At 64.9% G+C, this 10,267-nt stretch carries 10 protein-coding genes; 8 read left to right on the top strand and 2 right to left on the bottom strand.

Annotated elements, in window-relative coordinates:
* Positions 1 to 239 precede the first annotated feature (239 nt).
* From U5805_RS12995 to U5805_RS12985, 3 genes are all read left to right on the top strand, one after another.
* Positions 240 to 686 (top strand): lytic transglycosylase domain-containing protein, encoded by a 447-nt coding sequence (locus tag U5805_RS12995; RefSeq protein ID WP_322103879.1) that lies wholly within the window; start codon positions 240 to 242, stop codon positions 684 to 686.
* A gap of 132 nt (positions 687 to 818) precedes the next feature.
* On the top strand, positions 819 to 2,186 hold the full coding sequence (locus U5805_RS12990; RefSeq protein WP_322103878.1) for a GTP-binding protein: 1,368 nt from the start codon (positions 819 to 821) through the stop codon (positions 2,184 to 2,186).
* Positions 2,119 to 2,403 carry a hypothetical protein gene (locus U5805_RS12985; RefSeq protein ID WP_322103877.1) on the top strand — a complete coding sequence of 95 codons (285 nt, stop codon included), beginning with the start codon at positions 2,119 to 2,121 and terminating at the stop codon, positions 2,401 to 2,403. Before U5805_RS12990 ends, U5805_RS12985 begins: the two co-directional genes overlap by 68 nt.
* Here the strand turns inward: U5805_RS12985 and U5805_RS12980 are convergent.
* Both U5805_RS12980 and U5805_RS12975 read right to left on the bottom strand, forming a co-directional pair.
* Entirely contained in the window at positions 2,400 to 2,678 is a 279-nt protein-coding gene (locus U5805_RS12980; protein WP_006050811.1) for an HU family DNA-binding protein, read from the bottom strand. The two genes, U5805_RS12985 and U5805_RS12980, sit on opposite strands and share 4 nt — an antisense overlap.
* A 20-nt stretch (positions 2,679 to 2,698) precedes the next feature.
* Positions 2,699 to 3,139: a hypothetical protein gene (locus U5805_RS12975; protein ID WP_322103876.1), complete on the bottom strand. Its 441-nt coding sequence runs from the start codon at positions 3,137 to 3,139 to the stop codon at positions 2,699 to 2,701.
* Positions 3,140 to 3,165: 26 nt separating this feature from the next.
* Here U5805_RS12975 and mnmC point away from each other — a divergent pair, with 26 nt between their 5' ends.
* The 5 genes from mnmC to U5805_RS12950 all read left to right on the top strand — a co-directional run bounded on the left by mnmC (position 3,166) and on the right by U5805_RS12950 (position 10,109).
* Positions 3,166 to 5,160: a bifunctional tRNA (5-methylaminomethyl-2-thiouridine)(34)-methyltransferase MnmD/FAD-dependent 5-carboxymethylaminomethyl-2-thiouridine(34) oxidoreductase MnmC gene (gene mnmC / locus U5805_RS12970; RefSeq protein ID WP_322103875.1), complete on the top strand. Its 1,995-nt coding sequence runs from the start codon at positions 3,166 to 3,168 to the stop codon at positions 5,158 to 5,160.
* A 1,007-nt stretch (positions 5,161 to 6,167) separates the two neighbouring features.
* Complete coding sequence (locus tag U5805_RS12965) at positions 6,168 to 7,379, top strand: cation:proton antiporter (RefSeq protein ID WP_322103874.1); 1,212 nt, start codon at positions 6,168 to 6,170, stop codon at positions 7,377 to 7,379.
* A gap of 115 nt (positions 7,380 to 7,494) precedes the next feature.
* Positions 7,495 to 8,610: a YbdK family carboxylate-amine ligase gene (locus U5805_RS12960; RefSeq protein WP_322103873.1), complete on the top strand. Its 1,116-nt coding sequence runs from the start codon at positions 7,495 to 7,497 to the stop codon at positions 8,608 to 8,610.
* A 233-nt stretch (positions 8,611 to 8,843) separates the two neighbouring features.
* Entirely contained in the window at positions 8,844 to 9,221 is a 378-nt protein-coding gene (locus U5805_RS12955; protein WP_322103872.1) for a hypothetical protein, read from the top strand.
* A gap of 249 nt (positions 9,222 to 9,470) precedes the next feature.
* On the top strand, positions 9,471 to 10,109 hold the full coding sequence (locus tag U5805_RS12950; RefSeq protein WP_322103871.1) for a MarR family winged helix-turn-helix transcriptional regulator: 639 nt from the start codon (positions 9,471 to 9,473) through the stop codon (positions 10,107 to 10,109).
* The last annotated feature ends 158 nt before the right edge of the window (positions 10,110 to 10,267 follow it).

Here is a 10,267-nt window from a genome sequence, read left to right as displayed (position 1 = left end):
GCCCGCTTCGCCGCTTCGTTTTTCACATGTCTTGACCGATCGGCCAGCTTGACGCGTCATCGTCCGCCGGTATCATACGAGCGGCCCGGAAACCGCAACGCCGCGACAACCGGCCTCGCAACCGGCCTCGCGCCGCCGGGCGCGGGCCGCCTTTCGTTGTCCGCGCAGTGGTTTACCCGCAGCGGTTTCCCGCCGCGGCGCCGGTCCTGCCGCTCAATCGCCGACGTACAGAAGATGCAATGAAAAACTTCCGGTTCGCCTCGCTTGCCGCTGTCGTGACGCTCGTGCTCGGGAGCGCCAGCGCGCTCGCGCGCGCCGACTGCTTCGACGAAGCCGCGCGCTACCAGAAGGTCAATCCGCTGATCCTGCGCGCCATCGCCTGGCAGGAATCGCACAATCGCGGCGACGCCGTACACAAGAACGCCAACGGGTCGATCGACTACGGCGTAATGCAGATCAACTCGATCCATCTGCCCGTGCTTTCGCAGTACGGCATCTCGTCGTCCACGCTGATGGAGCCGTGCAAGAACGTCTACATCGCCGCCTGGCATCTGCGCCAGAAAATGAACAAATACGGCAATACGTGGGCGGCCGTGGGCGCTTATCACTCGGAAACGCCCGCGCTGCGCGACCAATATGCCCAACAGATCGCCGACATCCTGCGCAAATGGCGCCTGATGCCCTGAGCCGGCCGTAACGCGGGAAAATCACGGCGGCACGCCGCCGCCGCGCATGGTGCAAAATGCAGCCTTGCGCCGCGCCGCGCATGCCGTTTGGCGCAGCGCGCTTCCCGTCTTTCTTTTCTGCATGCCATTGCGATGACTCAGCCGCCACTGCCCGTCACCGTGCTCTCCGGTTTTCTGGGCGCGGGCAAAACCACGCTGCTCAACCATATCCTCTCGAATCGCGCGGGCCTGCGCGTGGCCGTGATCGTCAACGATCTCGCGGCCGTCAACATCGACGCCGCGCTCGTGCGCGACGCCTCGGCGCTCTCGCGCGTGGAGGAGCGGCTCGTCGAACTGTCGAACGGCTGCATCTGCTGCACGCTGCGCGACGATCTGCTCGGCGAAGTCCGGCGGCTTGCCGATCCCGCGCGCGCGGGCCAGCGCTTCGACGCCATCGTGATCGAGTCGACGGGCGTGGCGGAGCCGATGCCCATCGCCGAAAGCTTCACGTTCGCCGACGAGAACGGCCGCGCGCCGAACGACTTCGCGCGCCTCGACACCATGGTGACCGTGGTGGACGCGTTCAACTTCCTGCGCGACTACGCGAGCGCCGAACAGCTCGCGGAACGCGGCGTGGCGCAGGACGACGAGGACGATCGCACCATCGTCGAACTGCTGGTCGAACAGGTCGAATTCTGCGACGTGCTCGTCGTCAACAAGGCCGATCTCGTGAGCGAGGACGAACTCGCGCGCCTGCAACACGTTCTCGCGCGCATCAATCCGCGCGCCGTGCAGGTGGTAAGCCGCTTCGGCGCGGTGCCGCTCGCGGAGGTGATCGACACGGGCCGATTCGACTTCGACGCGGCGGCCAGCGCGCCGGGCTGGCTCGCCTCGCTGCGCGATCAGGACCACGCGCATTGCGACGATCCCGCGCACTGCCACGACCCTGCTCACGATCATGACCATGGCCACGCGCACCGTCATGGCCGGGACGCCGACGAATACGGCATCGGCAACTTCGTCTATCGCGCGCGCCGCCCGTTCCATCCCGAGCGGCTGTGGGCGTTGCTCGCCGAAGAGTGGAAAGGCGTGCTGCGCTCGAAGGGCTTTTTCTGGCTCGCCACGCGCAACGACGTGACAGGCACGCTTTCGCAGGCGGGCGGCGTGTGCCGCCACGGCCCGGCGGGCACATGGTGGGCGGCGCTGCCGCGCGAGGAATGGCCGCAGGACGCCGAACTGGAACAGGAAATTGCCGCCGACTGGTACGGCCCCGATCTGGACGACGCGCGCATCGGCGACCGTCGCCAGGAACTCGTGATGATCGGCGTGGATCTCGATCGCGCGGCATGGCAGGCGAAGCTCGACGCCTGTCTGCTCACGCAAGCCGAATACGACGCCGGGCCGCCAGCGTGGCAGCACTACGCCGACCCGTTCCCGTCCTGGGAACTCGACGATGACGACGATCACGATCACGACCACGGTCATCGCGATGACGGGCAGATCGTGCATCGCCCGCATTGAGTCGCGCCCCGGTTTCCATCGCTCGAAGCGCTCGGTTCGATCCAGCGCCGCCGAAATGGCAACCGGCGCGACAAACGACGAATGGAAAACGACGAATGGAAAAACGGCGCTTTTTCAAGCGCCGTTTTTCCGCGCCGCATGCACTGCGCCGCAAAAACGCGCAGGCGAAAAAAAACCCGCCAGGGGCGGGTGTCAACTTAAAGCGGCAATCTTTTAGCGCTTGTTGACGGCGTCCTTGAACGCCTTGCCAGCCGTGAACTTGACGGTCTTGGCTGCCGGAATCTTGATGGTTTCGCCGGTCTTCGGGTTGCGGCCCGTGCGGGCTGCGCGCTTGCCCGAACCGAAGCTGCCGAAGCCGATCAACTGCACCGCGTCGCCCTTGGACACCGACTTCTTGATCACTTCGAGGAGCGTGTCCAGCGTTTCGCCGGTTTGTGCCTTGCTTGCGCCCGTCTGTCCCGCGACGGCGTCGATCAGTTCCTGTTTATTCATTGAGAAGTTCCTTTCTGTGTTTAGGTTGACACGAACAGCGCGAACGCGCCGATTATACGGACGCGTGCCGCGCCGTCGAGCAGCGACGGACCCGGAGCTCCCCGGCGTTTTTTCGCATTGCGAGGATGCGCATGAGCGCTTTCGCCGCAACGTCCGTGCTGCCGCTTCCCTGGGCGGCGCTTGCTATGATAGCGCAGCGCAAACCCAATAACGACAAGGGTTTCGAAGAATTCGCGCGGTTTCGACGGGTTTTTAGGCGCAAGTGGGTATTTTTGCCCAATCTTTGTCCTTCTTTGCCTCGTGGGCCGCGCCAAAGCCGTGTTGCGCGTTGCGCCGTGCCAACGCAGCATGGCCGCAAACCCCGGCCCAGCAAGCTTTTGCGGCCGCGACACGTCGCCCGTTTTGCCGCACGCACGCCGCTCGCCGACGTTTTCCGCCACGCGTTTTCCACGACGCTCCATCGCTCCTTTCCGCCTTAGCGTTTTCCATGACCGCCACCCTGATTCCCGCCACGCTCGCATTTCGCGATGACGGCACGCCCTTCTCGCCGCGCTACGACGACGTTTATCACGGCGTGGCGGGCGCCTTGATGCAGACCGAAAGCGTGTTCCTGCGCGGCAACGGCCTGCCGCAGCGCTGGCAAGGCCAGCGCGTGTTCACCGTGGTAGAAACCGGCTTCGGCATGGGCGTGAATTTTCTCGCGACATGGGCGGCGTGGCGCGACGATCCGACGCGCTGCGAGCGGCTGCATTTCGTTTCGGTGGAAAAACATCCTTTCGCGCGCAACGATCTGCGCACGGCGCTCGAGGCAAGTCTCGGCGGCACGCGGGTCGCGCCGCTCGCGCGCGAACTCGGCGAAGCGTGGCCGATGCTCGTTCCCGGCACGCACCGGCTCGAATTCGAAGGCGGACGCGTCACGCTCACGCTCGCGTTCGGCGACGCCATCGACGTGTTTCCCAAAATGTGGATGCGCGCGGACGCGTTCTATCTCGACGGTTTCGCGCCCGCGAAAAATCCCGAACTGTGGTCGCCGCCCATCTTCAAGTCGCTCACGCGCTTTGCGGCAGAAGGCGCCACCTTCGCGACATGGAGCAGCGCCGGCGACGTGAAGCGCGCGCTCGAGCAAAACGGCTTCGAATTCCGCAAGGTGCCGGGCGAGGGCGGCAAGTGGGCGACGCTCGCGGGCCGCTTCGCGCCGCGCTGGCGCATGCGCCGTCACGAGCCGCCGTTGCCGCTCGCGCTCGGCGAACGCCACGCCGCGATCGTGGGCGCGGGGCTCGCGGGCTGCGCGCTCGTCGAACGGCTCGCGGCGCGCGGCTGGAAAGTCACGTTGATCGAGCGCAACGACGCGCCCGCGCGCGAGGCGTCGGGCAATCCCGCCGGCGTGTTTCATCCGCTGATTTCGCGCGACGACAGCAGCGCCTCGCGCATCACGCGCGCGGGCTTTCTCTACGCGCGGCAACGCTGGGCGGCGCTCGACGCCGCGGGTCACGCGCCCGCGCGCTCGCACGCCGGTCTCCTGCATCTCGCCACCGACGACGAATCGCGCGCCGTGGCCGCCGCGCTCGCATCGTTTGGTTATCCGAACGAATTCGTCACGGGGGTTTCGCGCGAGCAGGCGCGGTCCATCGCGGGCGTCGACATCGCGCAGGGCGGCTGGTTCTATCCGCTCGGCGGCGCCATCGATCCCGCCTCGCTATGCCGCGCGCAGCTCGCCCATGCGGCAACGCTGCCCGGCGCGCAAGTCCGCACGCATTTCGGCATCCGAATCAATCGCATCGCGCGCGCCAATGAAAGCGACGCAACGAGCGAATGGCAACTGTTCGACGATGCCGGCCGGCTCATTGCGCAGGCGGGCGTCGTGATCTTCGCGAACGCGCAGGACGCTTCGCGCCTCGCCGCGCTCGAACATGCGCCCACGCGCATCGTGCGCGGCCAGCTCACGCTCGTGGACGCGAGCCCGCTTGCCGCGTTGCGCGTGCCCGTGATCGGCGCGGGCTACGCGGTGCCGCTCGCGGGCGGCACGACGCTCGCGGGCGCGACCTACGAAGTCGACGATGCCGATACCGCATTGCGCGCCGCCGGCCACGCCGAAAACATCGAACGCGTGGCGCAGATGCTGCCGGACCTCGCATCGGCGAACGTTAGCGCGAACATCGACCACGGCGCGGGGCGCGTGGCGTTTCGCTGCGTCACGAGCGACCGCATGCCGATGCTGGGCCAACTCGGCGACGAAGCCGCCGCGCGCCGCGACGCTCAACGGCTCGCAGGCGCCTGGCCGCTGGATCTGCCGCGTGCGCGCGGCTTGTACGGCGCCTACGCGTTCGGCTCGCGCGGACTCGTGTGGGCGGCGCTGGGCGCCGAACTGATCGCCTCGCAGATCGAAGGCGAGCCGTGGCCGCTCGAACGCGAACTCGCCGACACCCTCGACCCCGCGCGATTTCTTCAGCGGGCGCTGCGCCAGCGCGCGCTCGAGACTTAAGCCGTCTATTCAACGTCCGTTGACCGGCCTCAACCTCGGCGCAAAGCAAACGCTGATCGAGCACAAAACGAGGGACCAGGTTATCCACCTCGAACTGTGGATAACCGCGCGAATTGAAGGCGAACGAAGTGTGGAATGGATGTGGACGTAAACGGGGTAAGTCGCGCGGCGTTTCGCGCCCCCAAAAAGTTATTCAATGAAGCCGTGCGGCATCGCACATGCAAAGCATCCGGTTGTGCGAACGCCAACTTGTTGATATCCCGAAGTAAACACCGGTTATCCACAGAAAATCCAGGGCTTTGTTAACTTCTACTACGTATACATACGGTAAACCGTAAACCCGAAGCTAACGCCATCGCTGCCGGAACGTCCCGAAAACCGGGCTTGAAACAGGCGCCGGAATCCGTCTGCTCAATCTGTGGAAAACCGCCGGTCATTTTTGCCTTTCCTGTCACGGCGTTCGGGCAAACTGGGCGTTATTACCGCCTTCGTTCAGGCTTTCGGTTTCGCCGGGACAATTGCAAAAAAGCTATGGCACAATCGCCGTTCTTTCCGCGTCGGATGCCGCACCAGAACGGCTGACGCATCCAAGGAACGGATGCCGCGTGCCCTGAATCAGAGTGCTCAGGAAGCCGGCGGCGTTCGTTTCTCCACCGCGGGCGCCGCTTTCGCGAAAACGCGCACAGGACGCGCCCGTACCGGCTGTTCGCCGCACTATCCGTGCGGCGCAATGGTTTCCCGCACTCGCAGCAGCCCTGCGCGCGGTTCGATCTGCCGGACCGAACTCGCTTGCGCGTGAGCCCATGCGTATGCCGGCCAAGCGCGCGCCGCCGAAGCGGGCAGGCCGGCATCGAGCGCGGCTTCCGGGCGGCTCTTGCGGCGGCCCTTAAGGCGGCCTTAGAAGCGCCGCTCAGAAGCCGCGGCACGCGGCTTGCCTTGAGTGTGAATCGTTGTCGATCTGACGTCGGACAGCCGGACTGTCTTCTTGCCAAGGAGAAGCCTCCACGATGAAGTCGGCGTTTTCGTTCTTTCCTGCCTGGCCGTTGCAGCTAGACGGCATTTTCTGGGCAGGGCTCGCGTTGCTCGCCGCCGGTCTCTTCGGCGAGCTTTGCTATCGCGCGTGGCGTTTGCCGCGCATTTCGGGTTATGGCGTGATCGGCCTGATCGCCGGTTCGGCCGGCTTCGGCGTGATCGACGCCGACGTGGCCACGGCCGCGCGCCCGCTGCTGGACGTCGCGCTCGGGCTGCTGCTGTTCGAACTGGGCAGCCGCCTCGACTTGCGCTGGATTCGCCGCAATCCGTGGCTGATCCTCTCCAGCGTGGCCGAGTCGACGCTCACGTTCGTATTCGTGCTCGTCGTGCTGCTGTTCCTTTCGGTGCCGGCGATGATCTCGATCGTCGTAGCTTCAATCGCCATGGCCACCTCGCCCGCGATGGTGATCCAGCTCAAGGTCGAACTGCGTGCCGAAGGCCAGGTCACGCAGCGCCTCATTACGCTCACGGCGCTCAACAGCATCTACGCCGTGGTGATCGAGAAACTCGCGTCGAGCTGGCTGCATCAGGAAATCTACGGCAACGTGTTCGCGACCATCCTCCAGCCGCTGTATCTGCTGGTCGGTTCGCTGGTGCTCGCGTATCTGCTCGCGCGCGCCTGCACGCTGTTCTACCGGCGCTTCAGCCTCAGCCCGCAGGACGAGCATTCGTTCGTCGCGCTGTTCGGCCTCGTGCTGCTCGCCATCGCCGTGGCGCATCTGCTCAAGCTTTCGACGATCCTGAGCCTGCTCGCGGCCGGCATCTACGTGAAAAATCGCGAGGCGCGCCCGCAGTTGTGGCCGCAGCATTTCGGGACGGCCGGCTGGCTTCTCACCGTGATTCTGTTCGTGCTCACGCTCACCACGTTCCGGTGGCACGACATTGCCGTGGGCGGTCTCGCCGCGGCGGGTCTGATCGTCGCGCGGCTGGTGGGCAAGCTGCTCGGCGTGCTGATGTTCGCCAAGCCGAGCGGGCTCGAATGGAAGCAGGGCGTGGCGCTCGGCCTCGGGCTTACGCCGATGTCGGCGCTCGCCTTCCTGCTGGTCGAAGATACTTACGATCTCTATCCGAACTTCGACCCGAGCCTGCGCGCCATCATTCTTTGCGCGATCGTTGTGCTTCAACTGTTCGCGCCGTGGGTCGTCTATCGCGTGCTGGCGCTCGTCGGCGAACGCGACGAACCATGAAAGGCGCGGTGCGCGCGGCGGTTGCGACAACGCCGCCGCTCGTGCCGCCTTGCAACACTTGCGCGCCCGAGCGCTTTTGCGCCGCCGGGTTTCGCGCCGTCCAACAGGGGACGCCATGTCACTTGAAACATTCGTCGATTCGAAACCGTTCACGTTCGGTGTCGAACTCGAAATGCAGATCGTCAACACGCATGACTACGATCTGACCAAGGCGGGGAGCGACATCATGCGCCTCGTGAAGGATCAGGAGATTCCGGGCAACATCACGCCCGAGATCACCGAAAGCATGATCGAGCTTTCCACCGGCATCTGCACGCATCACGAGCAGGCCGTGACCGATTTGCGCAAGATTCGCGACACGCTCGTCGCCGCGGCCGACCGGCTCAACGTCGGGCTGTGCGGCGGCGGGACGCACGCGTTCCAGCAATGGAGCGACCGCCGTATCGTCGATACCCCGCGCTTTCAGTATCTTTCCGAGCTGTACGGCTATCTCGCGAAGCAGTTCACGGTGTTCGGCCAGCACGTTCACATCGGCTGCCCCGACGCCGACAGCGCGCTGTTCCTGCTGCACTCGCTGTCGCGTTTCATTCCGCACTTCATCGCGCTTTCGGCTTCGTCGCCGTATGTGCAGGGCGTGGATACGGGCTTTCATTCGGCGCGCCTGAACTCCGTGTTCGCGTTCCCGCTTTCGGGCCGCGCGCCGTTCGTGCTGAGCTGGGAAGAGTTCAAGGACTACTTCTCGAAGATGGTCCACACGGGCGTCGTCAACAGCATGAAAGACTTCTACTGGGACATTCGCCCGAAGCCCGGTTTCGGCACGATCGAAGTGCGCGTGATGGACACGCCGCTGTCGGTCGAGCGCGCGGCGGCCATTGCCTGCTACATCCAGACGCTCGCGCGCCATCTGCTCATCGACCGGCCGATCACGCCGCGCGAGGACGATTACCTCGTCTACACGTTCAACCGTTTCCAGGCGTGCCGTTTCGGCCTCGCCGGCACTTGCGTGAATCCGCAAAGCGGCGAGCGCCGCACCATCTCCGAAGACATTCTCGAAACGCTCGACATTCTCGCGCCGCACGCCGACGCGCTGGGTTCGAAGCAGGCGCTCGCCGAAATCGCGACCATCGCCCGCGCGCAGAACAACGACGCGAGCTGGCTGCGCAACGTGGTGGCCGAGGAGAAGTCGCTGCACGAAGCCGTGCGCCAGCAGTGCCTGCGCTGGCGCGCCTGAAACTCGCGGCCGGCACAACGTCAAGGATGCCTTACGATTTCCTGGCAATGCGTCGTGCGCCGATCGTGGCGCGCGGCGGCGGGCGGCGGAAGTGAAACCCGCTTGAAGTGCGATTCGCCCGGACGGTCGAACCGGAAGGGCGGCATGGAAGGCAACACAGAAGGGCAGCACGAGGGCAACCTTGATGCTGCCCTTCACGCTTTCAGGCGAATGAAAGCGAACGATGCGGCGAAATGCGCCGTGCGGCGCGCCATAGGGTGCGCGCGAAGTCACATTTTTTTCGCCGCGCAGAAAAAATTTTCGGCCTGCCCAACTACCTGGTTGTTCTTAGTTTTTTGATCCACGCCAGTGTTTGCCGCCGAGCGGGCGAAAAAATCCGTACAGCCCTGTGGGTAACCTTCGATTTCCCTGCAAACTCAATGGACTGCGTGTCGCGAGGCGGGCGACAATGCGCGCGTTGCGGCGCGCTTTCGGCTATTTTTTGGGGCTTCGGCGCGAGGGTCGAGCGTGAAACGGCGAGGGTTTTGGGCGCGGAAAAAGTCGGCCCTTACGTCGGCCCGATCGCAAATCGACAGCTTATCAACGGGTTATCCACAATTGAGCCTGAATAAGTTAGCTGTGCGATTTCTCACTCTCGCATAGAATGGCGGTTTGCTGCCTGGGCGTGGAGCGCGAACGACGTTTTGGGCGCGAGCGGCAACGCAATCCAACTGTGCAAAGCGTAGGTTTGCGCGGCACGTTGCAGTAAATTTGAGATGGTGCGGCGTTCGGTCATACCGGGCGCAAGCGTCCCCACAGGCCGCCTGCGAATGCGGTGGCTGACGATGCAGCGCGAGCTGCCAATAAACCAGCGAAAGACTATGAGCGAAGGCGTATACGGAGAGCAGGCAGCCGGGCGGGTGACCCATAGCCTGCTGCGACTTAGCACGGCAATGCGGAGCCAGGCGTGGGACTGGGCCGAAGGGGCGGGGCTCACGCCGACCCAGGGCGAGATTCTCGTGCTGCTGATGCAGCGCAAGGGGCCGATGCGCCTTGGCGAGATCGCGCGCGAAACCGCCCTGACGGCGGCGACCACGAGCGACGCGGTGAGCACGCTCGAAACCAAGGGTCTCGTCGAAAAGCGTCGCGCGCTCGACGACGGCCGCGCGCTCGCCGTGCGCCTGACCACGCGTGGCCGCACGGCTGCGAAGAAGGCTTCGCAATGGCCGGAGTTTCTCTCGAAGGCCGTGGGCGGTTTGAAGGCCGACGAGCAGTCGGTGCTTTATCGCACGCTGCTCAAGACCGTCTATCTGCTCGAAGCGCAGGAAACCAGCCCGCAGCACCGCATGTGCCTCACGTGCGCGCACTTCGAGCCGAGCAAGAACGCGAAGAAGGCGCCGAGCCACTGCAATCTGCTCAAGATCGACATGGCCGATACCGACCTGCGTCTGGATTGTTCGGTGTACCAACAAGCCGACGCGACGACCCAGAAAAAGAACTGGAAGATCTTCGCGCAGTAAGCGTTTTGCAGGACGATCGCGCGCCGCGCTTTCTCAAGCGCCCGGCGCGCGCCGCAACGCCCGAGCGGGCCCGCGCCGGGCGCTTCGTGCGGGGAACGCGCCGCCCTTGCCGTATTGCGGCCGCGCGGGCACAGGAAGCGCCGGTTCGTCTTTGTCGT

Origin of the sequence: Paraburkholderia sp. J41, from assembly GCF_905220235.1 — a bacterium.
Lineage (GTDB): Bacteria > Pseudomonadota > Gammaproteobacteria > Burkholderiales > Burkholderiaceae > Paraburkholderia.
The sequence above is the reverse complement of the archived record's forward strand: the minus strand, read 5'-3'. Positions and strand labels throughout refer to the sequence as shown.

Bases quoted from the DNA above. Each gene is read 5' to 3' on its own strand.
- U5805_RS12995 (WP_322103879.1), top strand. From the start codon at position 240: ATGAAAAACTTCCGGTTCGCCTCGCTTGCCGCTGTCGTGACGCTCGTG.
- U5805_RS12990 (WP_322103878.1), top strand. From the start codon at position 819: ATGACTCAGCCGCCACTGCCCGTCACCGTGCTCTCCGGTTTTCTGGGC.
- U5805_RS12985 (WP_322103877.1), top strand. From the start codon at position 2,119: ATGACGACGATCACGATCACGACCACGGTCATCGCGATGACGGGCAGA.
- U5805_RS12980 (WP_006050811.1), bottom strand. From the start codon at position 2,678: ATGAATAAACAGGAACTGATCGACGCCGTCGCGGGACAGACGGGCGCA.
- U5805_RS12975 (WP_322103876.1), bottom strand. From the start codon at position 3,139: ATGGAGCGTCGTGGAAAACGCGTGGCGGAAAACGTCGGCGAGCGGCGT.
- mnmC (WP_322103875.1), top strand. From the start codon at position 3,166: ATGACCGCCACCCTGATTCCCGCCACGCTCGCATTTCGCGATGACGGC.
- U5805_RS12965 (WP_322103874.1), top strand. From the start codon at position 6,168: ATGAAGTCGGCGTTTTCGTTCTTTCCTGCCTGGCCGTTGCAGCTAGAC.
- U5805_RS12960 (WP_322103873.1), top strand. From the start codon at position 7,495: ATGTCACTTGAAACATTCGTCGATTCGAAACCGTTCACGTTCGGTGTC.
- U5805_RS12955 (WP_322103872.1), top strand. From the start codon at position 8,844: ATGCGCCGTGCGGCGCGCCATAGGGTGCGCGCGAAGTCACATTTTTTT.
- U5805_RS12950 (WP_322103871.1), top strand. From the start codon at position 9,471: ATGAGCGAAGGCGTATACGGAGAGCAGGCAGCCGGGCGGGTGACCCAT.